Source organism: Agarivorans sp. OAG1, from assembly GCF_037076485.1.
In the GTDB taxonomy this organism is placed as follows: Bacteria; Pseudomonadota; Gammaproteobacteria; order Enterobacterales; family Celerinatantimonadaceae; genus Agarivorans; species Agarivorans albus.
This window is the reverse complement of the sequence record NZ_AP028990.1, coordinates 3122407-3143504: the sequence shown is the minus strand read 5'-3', so window position 1 is coordinate 3143504 and position 21098 is coordinate 3122407. Positions and strand designations below refer to the sequence as shown.

At 44.8% G+C, this 21098-nt stretch carries 13 protein-coding genes; 8 read left to right on the top strand and 5 right to left on the bottom strand.

The window, feature by feature from the left end:
• Positions 1 to 52 precede the first annotated feature (52 nt).
• From OAG1_RS14280 to OAG1_RS14265, 4 genes are all read left to right on the top strand, one after another.
• Entirely contained in the window at positions 53 to 733 is a 681-nt protein-coding gene (locus OAG1_RS14280; protein WP_016402813.1) for a tetratricopeptide repeat protein, read from the top strand.
• Between the two features lie 160 nt (positions 734 to 893).
• Entirely contained in the window at positions 894 to 1829 is a 936-nt protein-coding gene (locus OAG1_RS14275; protein ID WP_338621757.1) for an alpha/beta hydrolase, read from the top strand.
• A gap of 218 nt (positions 1830 to 2047) precedes the next feature.
• Positions 2048 to 3007 (top strand): sensor domain-containing diguanylate cyclase, encoded by a 960-nt coding sequence (locus OAG1_RS14270; RefSeq protein WP_152779416.1) that lies wholly within the window; start codon positions 2048 to 2050, stop codon positions 3005 to 3007.
• Between the two features lie 362 nt (positions 3008 to 3369).
• Entirely contained in the window at positions 3370 to 4806 is a 1437-nt protein-coding gene (locus tag OAG1_RS14265) for a hypothetical protein (RefSeq protein ID WP_016402816.1), read from the top strand.
• Between the two features lie 58 nt (positions 4807 to 4864).
• On the opposite strand, the gene OAG1_RS14260 is transcribed toward OAG1_RS14265, so the two are convergent.
• Entirely contained in the window at positions 4865 to 7543 is a 2679-nt protein-coding gene (locus OAG1_RS14260) for a polysaccharide lyase 6 family protein (RefSeq protein ID WP_338621756.1), read from the bottom strand.
• A gap of 518 nt (positions 7544 to 8061) precedes the next feature.
• Between OAG1_RS14260 and OAG1_RS14255 the strand changes: the two genes are divergently transcribed.
• The gene (locus OAG1_RS14255) at positions 8062 to 9855 is read left to right on the top strand and encodes an ATP-binding protein (RefSeq protein ID WP_338621755.1); all 1794 of its coding nucleotides are present in this window, start codon (positions 8062 to 8064) and stop codon (positions 9853 to 9855) included.
• 43 nt (positions 9856 to 9898) lie between these two features.
• Complete coding sequence (locus OAG1_RS14250) at positions 9899 to 10369, top strand: hypothetical protein (protein ID WP_338621754.1); 471 nt, start codon at positions 9899 to 9901, stop codon at positions 10367 to 10369.
• 140 nt (positions 10370 to 10509) lie between these two features.
• Here OAG1_RS14250 and putP read toward each other — a convergent pair whose 3' ends face one another.
• The 4 genes from putP to OAG1_RS14230 all read right to left on the bottom strand — a co-directional run bounded on the left by putP (position 10510) and on the right by OAG1_RS14230 (position 17146).
• Positions 10510 to 12006, bottom strand: a complete 1497-nt coding sequence (putP, locus tag OAG1_RS14245; RefSeq protein WP_338621753.1) for a sodium/proline symporter PutP — start codon at positions 12004 to 12006, stop codon at positions 10510 to 10512.
• Between the two features lie 80 nt (positions 12007 to 12086).
• Complete coding sequence (locus tag OAG1_RS14240; RefSeq protein ID WP_338621752.1) at positions 12087 to 12785, bottom strand: hypothetical protein; 699 nt, start codon at positions 12783 to 12785, stop codon at positions 12087 to 12089.
• Between the two features lies 1 nt (position 12786).
• Positions 12787 to 15939, bottom strand: a complete 3153-nt coding sequence (gene putA / locus OAG1_RS14235; RefSeq protein WP_338621751.1) for a bifunctional proline dehydrogenase/L-glutamate gamma-semialdehyde dehydrogenase PutA — start codon at positions 15937 to 15939, stop codon at positions 12787 to 12789.
• A 439-nt stretch (positions 15940 to 16378) separates the two neighbouring features.
• Positions 16379 to 17146, bottom strand: a complete 768-nt coding sequence (locus OAG1_RS14230; protein ID WP_338621750.1) for an AraC family transcriptional regulator — start codon at positions 17144 to 17146, stop codon at positions 16379 to 16381.
• Between the two features lie 246 nt (positions 17147 to 17392).
• On the opposite strand from OAG1_RS14230, the gene OAG1_RS14225 reads away from it, so the two are divergent.
• Both OAG1_RS14225 and OAG1_RS14220 read left to right on the top strand, forming a co-directional pair.
• A complete protein-coding gene (locus tag OAG1_RS14225; RefSeq protein WP_338621749.1) occupies positions 17393 to 19045 on the top strand; it encodes an ABC transporter transmembrane domain-containing protein in 1653 nt (550 codons plus the stop codon).
• 1 nt (position 19046) lies between these two features.
• On the top strand, positions 19047 to 21098 hold the full coding sequence (locus OAG1_RS14220; protein ID WP_338621748.1) for an ATP-binding cassette domain-containing protein: 2052 nt from the start codon (positions 19047 to 19049) through the stop codon (positions 21096 to 21098).

Below are 21098 nucleotides of genomic sequence, written 5' to 3'. Positions count from 1 at the left end.
TGCTGCCGCTGCCTTCTTTGGTCATTAGGCAGTGGTCAACAAAGGAATAATAATGAAAAAATCAGTTTATTGTTTAGCAAGTTGTATTGCCGCCGCGTTTATCGTTGGCTGTAGCAGCAACAATCAAACTAGTACTAGTGAAACACCAGCTGCAGTTGTATGTAGCGGCGTGTGTGGCGAGCAAGAGTTTACTCGTGCTCAGCAACTACACCACGGTGACGGCGTAGAGCAAAACTACGATGCAGCCTTGGCAGAATATTTAAAAGCTGCCAAAGCAGGCAATGTAGCTGCCATGACGCAAGCTGCGGTGTTATACCAAGAGGGCTTAACTAGCCAAGGCAGTAAGCCTGAATTGGCGGTTGAGTGGCTAATGGTTGCTGCTAAGCAGCAAGATGCAGAAGCGCAATTTCTGTTAGCAGAAAACTTTTGGAATGGCGTAGGCACCGAGCAAGATTTCGGCAAAGCCGAGTTTTGGTATAACCAAGCTGCATTAAACAAACACCAAGAAGCTGCTTACCTATTAGGTTTGTATTACTTCGAAGGCGAAAACATGGATGAAGATCCAGAGCAAGCCTATGTGTGGATGTCGATTGCTGCGCTGTTAGGCCATGGTAATGCACCTGGCGATCGCGACTTCTTAATCGGCGAAGAGCTAGACATGACGCAAAAAAAAGCGGCTTGGAAAGAAGTAGATCGATTAATTAAAGAAATGGGCATCGAGGTGCCTTGGTAGGCGTAATGCGCTACTAAATCTTAGATGAACTTACTGTCATCACAATAATAGTGAGTTGGTATTGATTGAAGGTTAAGTCGGTCAAATATTCGTCAATACTAACTCCTTTTTACAGTGCTTTATTGTATAGTTGAACTACCCCTTAAGTGGAGGAATGACGATGCTATATTTAATAGAGTTTTTGTTATTTTTACTGCTAGTGGCAGCCCTTGCCTTACCCTTTTATCGCAATCAAGAAGTGTTTGAAATTGCCGATATTGACGCCGACGACCTTCCCGGAAAACACGTACAACTTAGTCATGGTTTAGTTCACTTTCATCGAGAGGGGCAACGCACTGCGCCTGTTGTTGTGCTAATTCATGGATTTTCTGCATTTTCTTATGTTTGGGAACGTAACGTAAATAGTCTACTTAAGCAGGGTTACCAAGTGATTAGCGTTGATCTATATGGCCGAGGTTATTCGGCTAGGCCAAATACTGCTTATACTCGGCAGCTGTTTGTGGAGCAAATAAAGGAGTTGCTCGATGACCAGCAAATAGATGAACCGGTGTATTTAGCAGGTTTATCTATGGGCGGGGCGATTAGCGTAAGGTTTGCTGAATTGTACCCCGATAGTGTCGCAGGGCTTATCTTACTTGCACCTTTAACTACCACTCCCAAAATTGCGCCTTTGCCTATACCGATTATCGGTGAATATGTGGCCTATAGCTTTGTGATACCTAGTTTGCCTAAACGACAGTTAGACGATTTATCTAACCTAGAAAAAGCACTCGACTGGGTGGCACAGTTCGAGCCTCAAATGCGCTACAAGGGCTACCGAAAAGCAATGCTGGCAACCGTAAGAGGTTTGATGCAAGAGCCAATGCTAGATGCTTATTTTGCAGTGGCTAAAACTAATATACCTAGCTTGGTTGTGTGGGGAGATGCCGACAAAGTATTGCCATATCGCCAAGCGCAGGGTGTTCAAAAAGCCTTAGGCGAGCATTGTCAGCTAGTCACCGTTGAAGGGGCAGGACACGCTTTGCAGTATGAATATAGCGAGCAAGTTAATCAGCACATTGCCACATTTTTAGCATCTATCAATAAGCTTAAATAGCCACCAAGCTGGTTTATTTATCTCGTTATAGAAGGCGCTGTCAGAGCGCCTTCTCTTATACTTTTGTTATCGAATAAAGATACATTTGTTATTTATAAACTTGCCATTTACAGCATTGCCATAGATACTAAATTTGAACATTTGTTAACGGCAACAAAGTTTCTAGAGCGTTGATTTATCAACTTATAGTTTACTTTTTGCCCTACTAGAAGTTAGCTATGCAAGCACCAAGTACACCTATTGGCGAAGCAAGTCGCCTTAAAGCTTTAAAAGATCTCGATATTTTGGATACGATGCCAGAAGAGCGTTTTGATCGGATTACTCGAATGGCCAAACGGCTATTTGATGTGCCAATTGCTTTAGTGAGTTTGGTTGATGAAAACCGCCAATGGTTTAAATCATGTTTTGGTGTTGATGCCAGTGAAACGCCTCGTGACATCTCTTTTTGCGGTCACGCCATTTTAGGTGACGATACCTTTCAAATTGAAGATGCCCTAGCAGATCCGCGCTTTGCCGATAACCCACTGGTAACTGGCTACCCGCACATTCGCTTTTATGCCGGGCACCCACTTACTACTCCAGATGGAGAGAAGCTAGGTACCTTATGCATTATCGATACTAAGCCAAAAAGCCTAACTAAAGATGACCTCATTGCATTGGATGATTTAGCGGTAATGGTGGAGCAAGAACTGGCTGCACTGCAAATGGCGATTACCGATGAATTAACCAACATCTCTAATCGTCGTGGCTTTATGAAGCTAGCACATTACTCGTTCGCCATGTGCCGCAGGCAAGTTATTCCGCTTACTATTGCCTATATGGATTTAGACCAGTTTAAACCCATTAACGATCAATACGGTCATGCTGAAGGTGACAATGCCTTGCGTTTATTCGCCGAGCAAATGCGTGTTTCATTTCGAGAGTCTGATCTGTTTGCCCGCATGGGCGGAGACGAGTTTGTAGTAATGTTTACCGATACCAACGAAGCGGATGCAACCGAAATACTACAACGATTCGCCAGCGATCTTAGTGCAGCTGCCAAGCAGCATAAGCTCGCTTACCCTCTATGTTTTAGTTACGGTTTGTTGGAAGTAGACTTTACTCAATATCCTTCTATCGACAGCGCGTTAGAGCAAGCTGATCAGTTAATGTATCGTCATAAAAGTTGCCAGCGCTAGAAATATCCTCGCGGTTAACCAATTTCTTGTTTGATTGTTAAATATTCGGTTTTTATTAAATCAATATGTTTGAATGTTTTGTCGATCTCTAACGCGACTCTTCTGGTATTACCTCTTAAAAATGTAAAGTGTTATTGTTTTAAAGCTGGCTGAGTGCAGCTTTAATCGCCAAAGAAAGGCTTTTCTTGGCATTGTTTTTAGATTTTTATAGTGATCCTTGTCTCAGATTTTTTAATGCAATAGACAAATAAAAATTTATGCAGACAGGTTAACAAAAGATCAAATTGGTAATCCAATTGTGTTTTATTTGTTGATGTGTGGTGTTAGCTTTGCCTTGAATTTAACTCAAGGAGATGCAGTTCATGTTAAAGCGCCACCAAGCTTCAAGGAAGGTTTCATCATCATTAGTGGCTTTGTTAAAGCCTTCGGCCATTGCGGTTCTAGCAACCGTTGCTTTGGCTAGCGGTGCAAATGCCGCTAACTATACTGCCAGCAATGCCAGCCAGTTAAGTGCGCGTTTGCAAGATGCAGCCAACAACGGCACCGGCGTAGATGTGATTACCATTCAAGGCAGCATATTTACCGACCAGCAAATTGATATTCAAACTCCGGTAACTATTCAAGGTGCAGCTGGGTTTCGCGTAAGCCGTATCATTCGTACTTCTGACGACGGTTTTCAACCTTTGTTTAATATTCAAAGTTCGAATGTGACTATTCGTAATTTGCTGCTAATTGACGAGAAGGGCCAAAATACTAATACCCAAGTGGCCAGTGAAGCAGGTAACGACCACTCTAATGCGCGCTTAATTAACATTCCTTACGAAGATGCTTACCAGCAAATTGCTAACATCACTATCGAAAACAATACCTTTGAAAACACCGCTGTTGGTGTGGCGTCTTCGGGTTTAATTCCACGTAATTTGTCGATTACCAACAATGACTTTATTAAAGTGAATCGCAGTGTAGAACTGCTACGAGATGTTGGCCGGGTATACAACGTGTGGAATGTAAGTGCCAACAACGTAGTGCTTAACGGCGGAACACTAAACATTTCAAATAACCGTATTCGTGGTAATCGAGTGCGTTTAGGGATCTCTGTAGATGCGGGTAACGACGGGGTATACGTGCCGCCAAGCTTTACCAATATTCCGTTTTTTGATGCAGCAGCCCGCGCTCAGTTTAGTGATAAACCGGTCGTGTTTGCCAATGGCTCGCAAGTTAACTCAAACACTGTAGAGGGGGCCAACGAGTTTGGCATTGCTTTGGCTACTGTGGCTAACGTAACTGTTGCGGGTAACACAGTGAGTACAACGGAAGATGATATTAACTCGTCTGACGATATCGAGAACAACTTTACAGCAGGCATCAATGTTGAACATAACAGCCGCGATATTGTGGTAGATAGCAATACCATTACCGTGGGTGCTTCAGGCAACTTTGCTACGGGTATTAACGTATTGGCCTTTCAAGATCACCACGCCCCGTTAAACCATGCTCAAGCTAGCAGTAACATTACTTTGGTTAGAAACATCTTTAAAGGAACGGGTGAGAACACCATTTTAGCCTTTGGCTTCTCTAACTTAGTGGTTGAAGACAATAATGCCTCGCAGTTTACAACGCGTAACCCTTACCAAGTAACGGCGTCTTTTTACAACGTGCCTTGTGGTTTAAGTACTAGCACTGCACGCGGTACTAACAACAATATTCGTTACAACCAAAGCTCGTTTAACGGCACCGGCAATGCGCCGCAGTACTACGACAAAAACGGTAACGTTGTATCAGGTTATACTTGCCAATAGGCGTAGCTAAAATAAAAAAGCAGCACCTAGGTGCTGCTTTTTAGGTTCTATTTTGCAGTTAGTCTTCGCGACTCATTAATCGAATGTCATCAAAAAAAGCTTCGCTAGCAGCATCTGGCGCTGCTGAGTAGCTAAGTTTGAACTCATCTATCCGCACTTCTAATTCGTCGTCAGTAAATTGTTCATGCGCATAAATTGCAGCATCGTTGTAGCTTGCCGTGTCAATTTGCATATAAGCAAATACCTCTACGCTACTATGTGCAGCAGAGTTAAAGCTTAACGTTACTTGTTTAAAACAGCTTTTAACGCTGCCCTGCGGGGCATTGCTTAAGTCTTTCACATGGGCAAAGGCTTGGGCGATTATTGCGCCAGTGCTGTCTTTTGCGCCGTAATGTAAGGTACTTAAAGAGCTATCACCTTTGTTGTCACAGTAATACAGCGAGTACTCTAACTCGGTGTTTAGTGGAATATTAGCAACGGTTTGGCTCAAACCTGGGGTGGCAGTAAAATCGTGATTGCTGGCCGAATTTTTGAAGCGGATCCGCGCCGAGCCACTACTAGTAGAGCCGCTGTCGCTAAATGCGCTGTCGCCAGAGCTACCAACATCGCCTAAACCGGCACCACTATCTTCGTGTTGTACCCAAGCATCACTCGAGCCACTATTGCTGCGAAATTCACCTAAGTTTCCATCAACCAAATCGGTATCGGTGGTTACTGCGTCGGGTAGGCTTAAAGTAAGTAGCGCTTCGGTAGCATCGCCAGAGTTAAACTCGCTACTTACCCAACTATAGTCATCGTCGGTAACTACGCCTGCTTGTTTCGCTATCTCACCCAAGGCCAGCTGATAAGTGCCTTTTACAAAAGCCGACAGAGCGTATGGAGTATTAGCCTTTAACTGAACTGTTTGGCTTAAGCTGCTACTGCCACTAAGTTGGGCGCTAGCACTTCTCGAGAACGATTCACTTGCCTCGGCGATTTGAGCACCGTTGTTAGTCCAAGCGTCTAGCTCATCGTCAAAGGCAGGGTTAATGATCTCTGCTTCTAACATGGTGGCTTGAGGCTTGCTGATTTGATAACTGCTTGGCCCTACATCAGCAAAACTCAGCGCTTTTAAACTAACACTGCTTGTTAGCGGTTGATCTGCGCCAACGCTGCTTGGCTCGGTGCGGGTTTGCCCATCCATATCTAGATTAACCTCAGCAAAATCTCCTTTGTTGTAGTCACTTACTGCATCTAAGTTAGGTGAGCTATCCGAAGGGCGATATAGCTCATCAGTTCCTCTTTGTAAGTTTGCAGAGTAAAACTCAATGCCGGCAGTGCCTAACGGCACCGCGTCGTCATCAGAAAAGGCCTGCCCGTGGAAGATGTTTCCTACCACGGTTGAATCAGGCAGCATGCCGCGCTCAGCTTGGGTAATCACCGGCCCAATGGCTTTATCGATAAGGTTATTGGCCAAATAAACCGTTTTAGGCTGCTGCGGTTTGCCGCCGCCGTCAATATTTAAGCTGTTTACGCTATCAACAATGGTGTTGTTAGCTACGTGCACATTCTCTACCTGTTGGTAGCCGTTATCACCATCGCCCGCGCCGTCGTATCCTAATAATACTATGCCGCCGTGGTGGCTAGTATTTTGGTAGCGTGCGCCTTCAATGTAGTTATTCACTACCGAGTGGCCGTCGTCGGCAATTCGAATACCGCCAGCTAGTGGGTAGTCTTCACTTAAAATAAAGTTGTGTTCAATTTTGTTGCTGTTGCCGTGGCGGTTGGTTAACGAGCCATAGCTATTGCGAATGGTATTGTAAGCAATAACGTTATTAGAACCTTTGTTAGAGATAACCTCGGCTTCACCTTGGATCCGCTCAAATACATTGCGCACAATAAATGAATTACCAGGGTAATGGTGGGTAAAGCTTAAGCCGGTGCGAATGGCCTCATAATCGTTGTCGCTGCTTCCCGCATACATTTTGTTGTTGGCGGGCGGGCGATTAGCAATGTAGTTGTTGTACACCACAATGCCTTGAGCAAGTTCGGCCAGTTTAGTGGCTTCATCCCAGCTATCATCTACCCAACGGTTAAAAGAAATCATCGGGTTTTGCACGGTTTTACCGCTAATTACGCTATGGTCTAGCCATACATCTTTGCCGTATATATGTACCAAAATGCCGTAGTCGTCTTGTGCTTTGGCATCAATAATCGCAATTTCACTAATTCGGCAATTGTGGCATAAATCGTTAGTGCCAAAACGGGTAGCAATTAAGTTGCTTCCGTATTCCACGCCATCAAAAATTAGCCCTTGCAATTGGGCAAAACTGCCGCCCATGTTTATCGCTACTTCACCGCCTTTTAAGATGGCCTTGCCAGGATGTTCGGCAGCTACTTTAATAGGCTGCTCCAAGGTGCCATTGCCACCAAAACTAAGTTGAAAATCACCACTGTATTCACCATCGGCTAAACAAAGCGTGGTACCTGCGTCCATTTCTTTAGAAGCTGCATCTACTAAGGCTGAAGTGGAAGAAAACACCTGAGTACAGTTTACGCTAGCAACGGTTAACACACCTTCCGGTAAGCCAAAGCTAGGCTCATTAGGGGTGGGCTCTGGGTCAACTGGCGGGTCAACAATCACCGGCGGGTCCACGGGTTTTGTTGGGTCTAGTGGGGTGGCAGGGGAGTCGCTACTGCTATTACATCCAACAACTATTAAGCCAAGAACAACTGGCAGGTACTTCTTAAAGTACATGGGATCTCCTTTTCACTGTTTGTTAATGGTAAGCGGGTAAAGCAATAAGCGACATTTTACTCAATAGTTATCAACAAAAAGTGATCGTATTAATATATTTTAATAATACATATAAAGATTTGGTGATTGAGCTCGGGTTATAAAGCCTTTAGATGAAAGCTTTGTTCATGCTTAGTTGCAAGATTACTCAAATATCTCTCTTTATAAGTAGTACAAAATAGGTGAGGCTTGAGTTGAAAGACTAAGGCGGTGGGTAGTTATAAGCGCTTGAGACTTAAGCTATTCAGACCTCTGTAATTCAATTCCTTCTTTCTACAAGGGCTTGCATCTTTTTATGCTGACTTTTTTATCAATTTTTGTTCTAGATTACTAATTGGTCATATAAATGCTGTTAGGCTGGCTTTTTGCAATAGGTCAAAGGAAGAGCACTTCTTTATTTAAACAAGGAAATATTCTTCTTAATAAGCGGTTACGAGTCACCTAACATCAACTTTTACATTCAATACTCGAGAAGCAGCATGAAGCTAGAGAAGTTAATAATAGAAAATTTCCGTGGTTATCAAGGAAGAACAGAAATCATTCTTGATGACTTAACTGCATTAATTGGAAGGAACGATGTAGGTAAAACAACTGTTCTTGATGCTTTGGGTGTCTTCTTTGGACATAAATTATGCAAGTATGATATTAGTGATAAATGCGTTTACGCTGAAGAAAATGATGATGTGAAAATCGGTTGTGTATTCTCAGGTGTTCCCGAAAACCTTGTCATAGACGCAACTTCCGAAACAACATTAAACGATGAATATCTTCTTAATGATGATGGTCTATTAGAGCTACACAAAATATTCAGAAAAGGTAGGGGGACGGGCGCAATTCATGCTTACTGTAGCCACCCTTCAGTAAGGGATGCAAAAGGAATTCTTTTAAAGAAAAATGATGAACTAAAAGCAATTGCGGAACGCTTGGCCATTGAAGTTGAAGACCGAAGATCTAATGTTGTTTTACGCCAAGCTATTTATCGTGAAAAAGGTGAACTTCGACTGACCCTCCAATATATTTCATTGGCAAAAGAGGACGGAAAAACTATCTGGGAGCAGATTCAAACATATCTTCCACACTTTGCTCTTTTCAGAGCAGATCGTCCAAGTACAGATGAAGAATCTGAAGTTCAAGACCCGATGAAAGCAGCTGTTGTAAATGCACTTAATGAAATTGAAAGCGATCTCAATGAGATAAAGGTTAAAGTAAAAGAAAAAGCTCTTGCGGTAGCGACTAATACGATAAGCCATTTGAATGATATCGACTCAGATTTAGCTCAGCAACTTCAACCTGAATTTAAAGCCGAACCCAAATGGGATAGCATTTTCAAACTTTCATTAGTTGGCGATGATGGCATTTATATCAACAAACGTGGCAGTGGTGTAAGAAGACTTGTACTAATCAGTTTTTTTAAGGCAGAAGCAGAAAGAATTAAAAATGAGAACTCTGGGCGAGGTGTCATTTATGCAATCGAAGAACCGGAAACTTCACAGCACCCAAATAATCAAAGACTATTATTAGAAGCATTTAGTGAGCTTTCGAGTCTCGAAAACTGCCAAGTGGTTCTTACTACTCATGTACCTGCACTTGCTGGTCAGCTGCCCCTAGAGAGCATCAGGCATATTTCACGAAATGAAAGTAGTGAGCTAGTCGTTGCTCAGAGTTCTAACAGTGTATATGACGTTATAGCAAAAGATTTAGGTGTTTTACCGGACAGTCGAGTACAAGTATTTCTTTGTGTTGAAGGTCCAAATGACGTTAACTTCTTCAAAGGCATGTCAACAATACTCATAAGAGATGGGGTAGATGTGCCTGACCTAAATAATGATCCAAGAGTTGTATTACTACCACTCGGAGGCTCAACATTAAAAGACTGGGTAAATTCACACTACTTAAAGCATACCGGTAGACCAGAAGTTCATATATATGATCGTGATACAGAGCAGCCACCAAAGTATCTACAAACTCGCGACACAGTAAATGGTCGAGATGATGATTCTATTGCATTCCTGACCAGTAAACGTGAGGCAGAGAATTATCTCCATGTTGATGCAATCAAGGACGCATTTCAGCTCGACATGGAGTTAGAAATTGATGCTCAAACGGATATACCAAGTTTACTTGTAGACCTTACCCCCTACAAAGAAAGCAATGTAAAGAAAAAGCTAAATACCCGTGCTGTAGCAAGAATGAGCTATGCCCACCTTCAAGAAGTAGATGTAAATGGTGAAGTCCTTGAATGGTTCAATGCTATTAGCTCAAGGCTCACATGAACTAAGCACCATAAGTCACTTCAATATATAGGATAAATTTGAAATGGATGTCATTAACGAAATTGAACATTTGGTAATTAAAGAAATGGAATCGGCTCATTCCTTTTATGATTCACATGTCAAAGGCCCCAGATTAAGCTTTAGAATATTAGGGGTAACAACATTAGCTTTAAGTGTGATTATCCCGTTTATCTCACAAGACAGCTTAGAAATTCCAAATAAATTATTATGGATAACAGGGCTATCGTTATCGATTACTTTAGTTACAGGTATTTCTACTTTTTTTAAACCTGATGAAATATGGAAGCTCAATATGGGAGCTAAGTTGAATCTGGAAGCGCTATTTGCGCTGTGGAGGTTGGAGTACTTAGAAGCAAAATCTTCTAAAGATCCAGATGAAGCAGTCAAAAAATGCCTTATAGTGTCAAAGAGATTTTTGCAATCAGCACAGAAAATTACAGCCGCGAATACCGAAGGTTTTTTTGCAAATATTAGTCTTCCTGAAACCAAATGATAAATAAATCTTTGGTAGTCAAAAACGGAGTGACTCGTTTTAGGCGCTTGCTAACCAATCGCATTGTTATAAAAAAGCCGCTTACCCTTGGGTAAACGGCTTTTTGTTTAGCTGTATTTAACTGCCTTGTGGTTAAGGGCTTAGTCTAATTCAACCAGCTGTTTTTCGTATTTAGCGTGAATGCTATGAATTGCTGGTGTTGCGCCACCTGTGGCTTTGCTCACTGCAATAATGGCAATGCTGGCGAACAGGAAGCCAGGAACAATTTCATAAATGTCGAACAAGCCGCCACTTAGTTGTTTCCACACTACTACGGTTACGCCACCTAACACTACGCCAGCTAGTGCGCCGTTGCGGTTCATGTCTTTCCAGAACAAGCTAAGTAGTAGGGCAGGGCCAAAGGCTGCGCCAAATCCTGCCCATGCATAAGACACCAAACCTAGTACCGAGCTTTCTGGATTCATGGCCAGAATTAAAGCCACTATCGACAATGCGACTACGGCGATACGACCAACCTTAACAATTTCTTGTTGGCTGGCTTGCGGGCGAAAAACTTGTTTGTAGAAGTCTTCGGCTAAGGCAGACGACGATACTAATAATTGCGAGTCGGCGGTACTCATAATCGCGGCCAAAATAGCGGCTAATAGTATGCCGGCAATTACAGGGTGGAAAATGGCATTTACTAACAGCATGAAGATGGTTTCGCCATCTTTAATATTGCCACCTAGGTGAGAATCTACATACACAATGCCCACTACACCAATGAGTAGCGCGCCAGCCATAGAAAGAGCTGTCCAGCTTACTGCAATGCGACGGGCAGTGCCGATGTCTTTGTTGCTTCGAGTGGCCTGAAAACGCGCCAAAATATGTGGCTGACCAAAGTAACCTAAACCCCAAGCCACTAGCGAGATAATGGCAATGGCCGATAAAGGCTCGCCTTTTACGTCGGTCCATAGGTTAAGTAGTTCTGGGTTTTTAAGGGTGAGGGCTTGGCTTAAGTCTCCAAAAGAGCCTTCCATTGCGGCAATTGGCACGATCATTAAGGCGGCGGCCATTAATAAACCTTGCACTAAATCGGTCCAAGATACTGCTAAAAAGCCACCAAATAGAGTGTAAGACACCACACAAATGGTGCCGACAATAACTGCGGTGGTGTAGTCTAAACCAAATACTGTTTCAAACAGTTTGCCGCCAGCCACTAAGCCAGAGCTGGTATAGAACAAGAAAAACAGCAAGATAAAGAAGGCAGAGATTGATTGCAGTAATTTAGATTTATCTTCAAAACGGCGCGCAAAAAACTCAGGAATGGTTAAGGCGTTATCCATCACGATGGAGTAGGTGCGTAGGCGTTTGGCGCAAATCAGCCAGTTTAACCAGGTGCCAACGAGTAAGCCGCCGGCCAACCAAATGGCCTCGATACCGGCTGCGTAAGCATATCCAGGTAAACCAAGCAGTAACCAACCACTCATATCTGATGCACCAGCCGATAAGGCTGCGGGCCATGGGCCTAGTGAACGACCACCTAAGAAGTAGTCTTCTGAGTTGGCGGTGCGTTTATAGGCGTAAATGCCAATTGATAGCATAACGATTAGATAGGCTATAAATGTAGCACTGATAGCAAAGCTATTTTCAATCATTCCTTTTTCCTTTTATTGCTGAGTTCAGCATGTTGGTTTATTTGGGTTGTCGCTGCTAATGGCTAACCAGGCCTTTAGGTTTATTCGCCGCAGCCTAGCTCAAGCAAGCTGGCGTTACCACCAACGGCGGTAATGTTTATGGTTCGTGTGCGCTCGGTAATAAAGCGCAAACAAAGTGTTGGTTCACTGAGTTGGCTAAGGTTGCGCATATCAGTCTCATAGACGAACTGCGCAAGTTGGCCATCTCGCTCTGCTGCCAACTGGTTGTAGTGGATGCAATTTTGCTTGGTGCCTGCTAATGCAATGCCCGCTACCAGACTGTTTTGTGCAAGTTGCGGCCCCAAGGTGTAAGCCAAGGGCTGTGCCACCCTATCCGGGCAGCCTGCACGCAGTAGGTCGCTCAGTAACTCATCTACAGGGCTATTTGCAGCACAACAAATAACGGTATTACCAGCCACTAACGCTGCGGCCATTAAACCTACTAGTGCTTCGTTGCTGGCTGTTTCATCGGCCACCAACAAAAAGCAGCCACGGCCAGCGGTGTATAGCTGGTTGCTTTCGCCCGTAGGCCCTTGTAGCTCATGCTCGTTAGCAATAAGCGCTAGGGCTTGTTGGCATTGAAAACGGATCATTGCTGCACATTCGTGGTAGCTCTGGTCTCGTTGGCCAAGCAATTGTGCCCAAGTAAGCAGTAACTCGCTACGTTGAGCCACCGTGTTTTGCTGCCAAGCATCTTGCACAGCAAGACTTTGTTTTAGAACTTTGTTAGTCGTGGTCATATTAGTGCTCCTGCTGGGCAAGGGTGGTGCTTATGTTCGCCTTAGCAAAACGGTACAAATAGTGCGGGCCACCCGCTTTAGGACCAGTGCCTGAAAGACCCTGACCACCAAAAGGCTGTACCCCTACAACGGCACCTACTTGATCTCGATTTACGTAGCAATTACCCACTCGAGCACGCCGCTCGATATGCCGATAGGTACTTTCATTACGACTATGTACGCCCAAGGTTAAACCAAATCCACTTTGATTTATTTGATCGATCACCCTATCAAGTTGATTTGATTGATATTTAATCACATGCAAAATAGGGCCAAAGTGTTCTTGTGTTAGTTGAGCAATGTCTTCGATTTGATAAGCGCACGGCGCAACAAAGCTGCCTTTGCTGCAATTTTCAGGAAGCGCTACTTGGTAAATGAGCTGAGCGTTCTTTTCTAACCAGCTAATATGAGCCTGCAGTTTTGTTTGAGCTTGTGGGTCGATCACCGGGCCTACATCGGTACTTAGTTTTTCTGGGTTACCAATGGCCAGTTCTTGCATAGCACCAGCAATCAGCGAATAGACGCGTTCGGCAATATCTTCTTGAACAAATAGTACCCGCAGCGCCGAGCAGCGCTGGCCTGCCGAGGCAAAGGCTGAGCGTAGTACATCTCTTACTACTTGCTCGGGCAGGGCGGTGCTGTCTACGATCATGGCGTTTTGGCCACCGGTTTCGGCGATAAACGGCACTGGCAAGGCATCGCGTTTAGCCAGCTGTTTGTTAATGGCTTGCGCAGTTGGCGTTGAGCCGGTGAAGGCAACACCTGCGATTCGTTTATCGCTGCATAAGGTTTGCCCTAGCAACGCGCCATTGCCCAGTATGAGTTGGATAACCTGCTTAGGAATACCTGTTTCTAGTAGCAACTCGATACAGCGAGCAGCAATAAGGCTGGTTTGCTCGGCAGGTTTGGCGATGACGCAATTGCCGGCAACCAAGGCGGCAGATACTTGGCCGATAAAAATGGCTAAGGGGAAATTCCACGGGCTAATGCACACAAATATGCCGCGTCCTTGGTAACTGACTTGCTGCGCTTCACCGCGAAACGAGTGTTGCTGCATAGGCGAGCTAAAGTGTTGAATGGCTTGCTGCGGGTAGTAGCGTAAAAAATCTACTGCTTCGCGAATTTCGTCAATGCTATCTAATACGGTTTTGCCCGCTTCGCGGTGGCACAAGGCCACTAACTCTGGCATGTTTTGTTCAAGCTTATCGGCTAATTGCAGCAAGTAACTGGCACGCTGGCTTACTGGTGTTTGTTGCCATAATAGGCAGCCTTGTTCTGCTACATTAATTGCTTGCAAGGCCTGCTCTGCATTGGCCCACCTTACCTCTCCAACCTGCTGAGGTCGCTGGTAAGGCGCTGTTATAAGATGGTGTTCACCACTTTGAGTTTGCCCTTCAATAAGTGAGCTGGCTTGCCATTGGTGATTGCCTAAAAACTGGCTGACTTGCTGTTCAAAGGGCTGCCATTCACTTTCTATGTCGGTGGCGATACCTTGGGAGTTTTGTCTTTGCTCACCAAACAAGTGTGGAGGCAGGGCTATTTTGGGGTTATGTAAGCAGCTGCGTGATTGCAATAAATCTACTGGATGCACGGTTAAATCGGTGACCGGACAACGGGCATCTACTAAGCGATGAACAAACGAGCTATTAGCGCCATTTTCTAATAAGCGGCGCACCAAATAAGGCAGCAAATCTTTATGGCTGCCTACAGGGGCGTAAATACGTACTTCGCTATTTAGCAGTTGTTTGGCATGGCTATATAGCGCATCGCCCATGCCGTGTAAGCGCTGAAACTCAAAGTCTTGGTGAGTCGCCATCGCCGACACCGCCGCAATTGTTTGTGCGTTATGGCTGGCAAACTGCGGGTAAATAAGCCCACGAATATGTTCGCTAAGTAATAAACGCGCACAGGCCAAATAGCTCACGTCGGTGGCTTCTTTGCGCGTAAATACCGGATAGCCGTGATGGCCATGTTGTTGAGACAACTTTAACTCGCTGTCCCAATAAGCACCTTTTACTAAGCGCATGGGAATGACATCGCCTTGCTGCTTAGCCAGTGTAGCTAACCAAGCAATTACTGCTAATGCTCGCTTTGAGTAGGCCTGCACCACTAAACCAAATTTGCCCCAGCCTTTAACTGCTTGGTGCTGGTAGAGTTTGGCAAATAGCTTTAAGGATATTTCTAGGCGGTCGGCTTCTTCGGCATCAATGGTAATGGCAACATCCTGTGCTCGGGCATGTTTTAGCAGTGCTAAAACCGTATCAAACAACTCTTGTAGTACCTTTTCGTGGTTGGCTGCTTCGTAGCGAGGATGTAAAGCCGAGAGCTTGATTGATACTGAGGCCGCAGGATGAGCTTCACTAGTACTTGAACGTTGCTTAGCCACAACGCTAATAGCTTGGTGATAGTCGTTAAAATACTTTTGAGCATCTTGGCGGGTAAGGGCCGATTCGCCCAGCATATCAAAAGAATAAGCAAAGCCTTGTTGTTGCAAAGGCTCGCCATTGTTTAAGGCTTCTTGAATATTGCGGCCTAGTACAAACTGATGCCCCATTATTTTCATGGCTTGATGCATGGCTTGGCGGATCACTGGCTCGGAGAATTTGTTTACTAGCTTGTTGAGCACCTTGCTGGCTTGGCCATCTTGCGGGGTATCTAAACTCACTACTTTGCCAGTTAGCATTAGGCCCCAGGTAGAAGCATTTACAAACAGTGAGTCTGAGTTTTTGAGGTGAGACTTCCAGTCTGCCACGCTCATTTTGTCACGAATTAACGCGTCGGCGGTGGCACTATCGGGAATTCGCATTAGCGCTTCTGCCAAGCACATCAGCAGAATACCTTCGCGGGTATCTAGGCTGTATTCAAGCAGTAAGGCGTCGATCATTTGCACGGCATTTTTGTCGGCGCGAACCCGCTCGATAAGTTGAGTGGCCAATACCGTAGTTTGGGTTAATTCACTTGGGCTAGGTTTAGCGAGTGGGATAAGTTGGCTTAACCAGCTTGATTCGTTTACAGCGTAAAGCGGCGAAATGTATTGCCAAACCTTGGTTAAAGGCTGCTCGATAAACGAAGCTTGGGTCATGGCCTTAGCATCGAGTTGCATAGTGTTGTGCATGCTGGGTCCTCGTGTTGCCATCCTCTGCGAGGGGACAGAGGATGTTACGGCTTTGTTATTTAGAGGCCGATTGTAGAGCGCTTTGGGCGTCGCGTATTTCGAAAAACTCCGCGTTTTTTTCGAAATTCTCTGTTGATGAACAAAAAGCGAAGCAAGCGTTTAACAATCTATTTAACCTGAACTCGCGATAAAGGAGTGACAATAACTCTCCTACCCAGTGCTTAATTTAGCTTTATGTTTCTGGCGAGATAGTTTTACTTAGTTCTAGGCGAAGCTGCGCGCCAATAGTTAGCTTATTGCAAGTGGCTTCAACACTGAAATAAGTAAAAATAGCCCTTCGAAATCGGTTTGTTATCCCGAGCTCAGGTTATTGATGTTGCTTATTTATAGTGTAGTCAGCCTAGGCGGGGCGAGCGAAGGCGACGTGGATGTTTTAGCTTTAGCTGGCTTGTTTGCGGTAGCGAGCAGGCGTGATGCCATAAAAAGTGCTAAAGGCACTGGTAAAGCTACTTTGGCTAGCAAAACCACAGCGATGCGATATTTGCTCAATGCTTAATTGCTGTGTAGCTAAAAGCTGTTTAGCCGCGATAAAGCGTTTGCGTAGCAAATATTGATGTGGGGTTAATCCGGTTTGCTGGCGAAACAATAAATGAAATTGGCTTTCGGCTAAAAACACACAACCCGCAAGTTGCGCCACGGTAATTTTTTGCTGCAAGTGTTGTTGAATGTAGCGGTCGATATGCTCCATTTGCAGGCGGGTGACCTTAGCTTGGTGTTGTTTGCTTTGAGCTAAGTGATTTTGCAGTACACACAACAGGGTATTGGCGCAGGCCTCGGCTAGCATGGTGTCTTGCGGCTTAGTTAGCATTTCCTGACAAAGTGCATTGACGAGAACTTGCGACTGGTTGGCTAGCTTGAAGTAGGATTGATGTTCGAACAATTGCTCGATTTTGGTCTGCAAACTAGCGTGTTGAGTATCGGCCAGATTAATAACCAAGATTTGATTTCTGCCTACCCCGGTAAAAGCATGATCCGCAGAGGCTGGCACTAAACAACCTTGACCTGGCCCAACCAAATTAGCTTGACCTTGAATGTCAAACTCGGTTTGTCCTTGCAAGCCAATCACCACCTGAAAATACCTGTGGCTATGGTGGTGAGAGTGGCTGGGTAATGCCAGCACTTGAGCTAAGTTGGCTGATTCATTCATATCTGTTTGTTTAAAAAGTAATAAATAGATTTAAATGACAACATATACAGCAATGCTGAAATCATGAGCTAGATTAACGCTCACCGATAGTGAATTAGTTTTGTATTTGTGTCAATTTTGTTAATGAATATGTTGAGGCTTATTCGCAGGCTTAAATAAAAACTTACGAAAAAAGAAAAACTTCGATTATTTGCTAGGCTTATCAATAACTCATCGCAGTGTTTATTGAGAAAGGAAGCCAGCTAAATGAGGTATGCGTTAAGCTTATTGTTTCGAAACCGGTCAGCAATCGATGTATTGCTCTCTTCTACATTTATAAACTTACTCTCGCTCGCTTTGCCTTTTGCCATGTTGCAGATTTACGACCGCATATTACCCAACCAAGGCTACGGCACGGCTACGGTTCTTATGCTCGGTGTAGCGGTGGCTATTTTACTAGAGCTAGTGTTGCGATACATACGTAGCTGGTTATTGGCTTCGGCAGCCGCTAACTTTGAGTTGCATACCACTATTGATGCGGTGAAAACGCTACTCGCCAGCAGTTTTGATCCTATCGCGAAACTTGGCAGGGGCGGGGTATTTAATGGCTTAAGTTCAATAGCAGGTATGCGAGACCTATATTCTGGTCAAGCGGCCTTAGCCCTGATTGATTTCCCATTTGTTGTTATTTTCTTAGCTTTAGTGGCTTACATTGGTGGGCCCTTAGTTTTTATTCCGATTGCCGTATGGGGATTAATTAGCTTACTTGTATTGCTGCTTGGCAAGCAGCTAGCCCAAGCCACTAAAGATTTAGCGCTTAGCGAGGCTGAACGTTCACGATTGTTGATTAACGTATTGTCTGGGCTAACCACCACTAAAGCCTTAGCTCTAGAAAGTGGCATTGCCGCAAATTACCGAAAAATTAACTATAAGCGTTTGCAACAACAACAGCGGGTTGATTGGTTATCAGCCAAGCTGCAAGAGTTTATTCAAGGCGCCTCTCAGGGAACTACCTTAGTATTGGTATTGTTGGGGTGTTTAATGGTGTTAGATGGACAGTTAACCACTGGTGGCTTAGCGGCTTGTTCTATATTAGCGGGTCGAGCGGTTGCTCCTTTAAGCGCCATTATTAGCCTGCGCTCTCGAATGGTTACCGCTAAGTCTGCGATGCAACAAGTAAAGCAGTTGACAAGTTTAGAGGGAGAACGCTTTAGCGCCGAACATTGCTATCAGCAAAAGTTACCAGCAGGGCCCATTGAATACAGCCATCTAAGTGCTAAAACTTCGGTGGCCTGTATTGAAAACGCGAGTTTTAGCTTGCCCGCTGGCAGCATGGTGGTAGTGCAATCTAATCCTCTTAGCCACGCCAGTTTAGTATTAAGTACGCTGGCTGGCTTTCATCAGTTGCAACAAGGCAGCATTAATATTGCTGGTGTTGAACTTGGCCAGCATGACGCAAATGAGTATCGCCAATCCGTGGTGTATTTAGCGCCGTGGCCTACCTTGTTTGCCGGCAGTTTGATGGAAAACATGACCTTGTTTCGGCCTGAATTAGAAGCTAATGCCATGGTGTTAGCAGAAGAGTTGGGTTTGAGTGCTGCCATTTCCTTGTTACCAGCCGGTTATCAAACCCGCGTGGGAGACAGCGGTAATCAAATGCTTAACAAAGGAGCGATTAAACTTATCGCTTTGGTGCGCGCGTTAGCGCAGCAACCGTCGATATTGCTGCTAGACGAGCCTATGTTGTCTCTAGATGCTGATGCTCAGCAGCGTTTACTGACCTTGCTAAGTAAGCAAGGCGATGACATGACGGTGATGATCGCTTCGCATTTTGACGAAGTAAAAGCCCATTGCGACATACAACTGCAAATTGCAGAAGATGGCTTAGTCAAGCTGTTAAAACAACAGAGGGGGGCTTAACATGGAGCAGCAAAATCCTGATTTAAAACCCACCTTAATTAGTTTGTTGCAGCAACTTGGTTTGTACTCTCAAGCAACCAATATAGAACAAGACCAGCGCATAGATTCGCTAGATGTTATGGGTTTTGTGGGGCTGCTTAAAAAACACCATATTGCCTATTCGGTGCATCGTCACTTGCCTTCCTTAGTTTCTCAAGCGGCTCATCCTTTTGTACTGATATCTGATCATCATGCTCCTAAGTTGTTGCGTCGCCATGGTGAGCAACTGGAACAGTTTGAGCAGCAGTGGCAAGCCTGTGACCCCGCAACTATCGGTGAAGACGCGCATCTAATTATGATTGAGCGCTTGCCTCAGCAGGGATCTTCTGCGAAAGCTTTTGCCGAGCAAGTGAGCAAGCGAAGTAAATGGTATCGGCCGGTATTTTGGCTCAGTTTATTGTCTAGCTTGACGGGATTAGCCGTGCCGCTATTTACAATGGCAGTTTATGACCGTGTAATTGGCGGTCAAACACCTGAGGTATTGCCCAGTATTGCTTTAGGTGCGGCATTGGCCTTAAGCATTTTAGTTGCATCTCGCTTGATTAGAGCAAGAGTGATGTCCTCAGCGAGTAATCGCATGGCGAGAGATTTGTCTGAACTTACCTTTCACCGTTTGCTGAACATGCCGTTAATGGTGTTATCGCGAGTGGGCATTGCCAATCATGTGGCGCGTATGCGTAATGCAGAAAAAGTTCGCACTGTGTTATCTGGTCCTGCTGCAGGTGGCTTAATCGATTTACCTTTTACCTTCATCGCCTTAGCGACCATTACTTTGTTAAGTGGTTGGTTGGTGCTGGTTCCACTGCTGATGTTACTGGTGTTTTACCTACTTATGCGACTAATGCGCAGCTACATTCAAAGCGCTTCTCCTACGGTATCTGGTGAGTATCAAAATGCGCTTAACGAGTTGGCTAAAAATCTCACCCAATTAAAAGCGGCCGGGCAAGTCGATGCTTGGACCACTAAGTTTGCCCGTTTATGCCGTGAGAATAGCCGGCAGAACTTTCGTTATGCGGCGCGCAATGGGCTAATGGCTGCCGTTGCTCATGCTTTAAGTCTATCCACTGCCTTGGTCACTGTTTTCTGTGGCATTTTCTTGGTGCTTAACCAGTCAATATCTGCTGGGGCGTTGATTGCCTGTGTCATGCTGATTTGGCGAATTACCGGCCCAGCGCAACTAGCGTTTAGCTCCACCCAAAAGTTCACCTTGCTAAAGGGGGCCGCTGAGCAGTTTGACCGATTTATGCAGGTGAAAACCGAAAATAGCGAACTGCGTTTAGATGTACCCGATATGAGCTGCGCACCTAGTGTGTCTTTTCAACATTTAACCTTGCGTTATGGAGCCGAAATGGAGCCGGCATTATCGGCCGTTAATGCTGAAATAGACGCTGGAGAAATAGTAGCAGTCATTGGCCCTAATGGCTGTGGTAAAACCTCATTGTTGCTATCAGCTTTAGGGGTAATTGAACCTCAAGTCGGTTATGTAGCAATAAACAACAAAAACATTCGCCAGTACGATCCGGAGCTATTGCGCTCATGGGCGGCTTATTGCCCGGCAGAGCCAGATTTATTTCCGGGCACTTTGGCTGAAAACCTACGAGTAGCAGATCCTGATGCCAGTGATGAACAATTAATTGATGCGTTGTTGGCTGCTGGTGGGCAAGCGTTATTTAGCGCGTTAAATGAACAGTTAGATGCGCCAATTGCAGGTGATGACAGTGCCATGCTATCGGCGGTAGAAGGTGGCTACATTTCTTTAGCAAGAGCACTACTAAAAGGGGCTCAGTACTTGCTGTTAGACGAGCCTTTAGCAAACCGAAATCCAGATGCTAAACGCCAATTTATTCGCACCTTAGAAAGCTTGCGAGGCAAAGCCACAATTATCTTCACCAGTCATGATCAAGAGCTAATTCAACTAGCCGACAAGGTAATAATTTTAGACAAAGGTACAGCCGCTTATGTTGGACCTATTCCTTCACAGCAGCCTCAAACCAACAGTGATACGGAGCAGTAA

Coding starts and splice junctions, on each gene's coding strand:
- OAG1_RS14280 (WP_016402813.1), top strand. CDS start 53: ATGAAAAAATCAGTTTATTGTTTAGCAAGTTGTATTGCCGCCGCGTTT.
- OAG1_RS14275 (WP_338621757.1), top strand. CDS start 894: ATGCTATATTTAATAGAGTTTTTGTTATTTTTACTGCTAGTGGCAGCC.
- OAG1_RS14270 (WP_152779416.1), top strand. CDS start 2,048: ATGCAAGCACCAAGTACACCTATTGGCGAAGCAAGTCGCCTTAAAGCT.
- OAG1_RS14265 (WP_016402816.1), top strand. CDS start 3,370: ATGTTAAAGCGCCACCAAGCTTCAAGGAAGGTTTCATCATCATTAGTG.
- OAG1_RS14260 (WP_338621756.1), bottom strand. CDS start 7,543: ATGTACTTTAAGAAGTACCTGCCAGTTGTTCTTGGCTTAATAGTTGTT.
- OAG1_RS14255 (WP_338621755.1), top strand. CDS start 8,062: ATGAAGCTAGAGAAGTTAATAATAGAAAATTTCCGTGGTTATCAAGGA.
- OAG1_RS14250 (WP_338621754.1), top strand. CDS start 9,899: ATGGATGTCATTAACGAAATTGAACATTTGGTAATTAAAGAAATGGAA.
- putP (WP_338621753.1), bottom strand. CDS start 12,006: ATGATTGAAAATAGCTTTGCTATCAGTGCTACATTTATAGCCTATCTA.
- OAG1_RS14240 (WP_338621752.1), bottom strand. CDS start 12,785: ATGACCACGACTAACAAAGTTCTAAAACAAAGTCTTGCTGTGCAAGAT.
- putA (WP_338621751.1), bottom strand. CDS start 15,939: ATGCACAACACTATGCAACTCGATGCTAAGGCCATGACCCAAGCTTCG.
- OAG1_RS14230 (WP_338621750.1), bottom strand. CDS start 17,146: ATGAATGAATCAGCCAACTTAGCTCAAGTGCTGGCATTACCCAGCCAC.
- OAG1_RS14225 (WP_338621749.1), top strand. CDS start 17,393: ATGAGGTATGCGTTAAGCTTATTGTTTCGAAACCGGTCAGCAATCGAT.
- OAG1_RS14220 (WP_338621748.1), top strand. CDS start 19,047: ATGGAGCAGCAAAATCCTGATTTAAAACCCACCTTAATTAGTTTGTTG.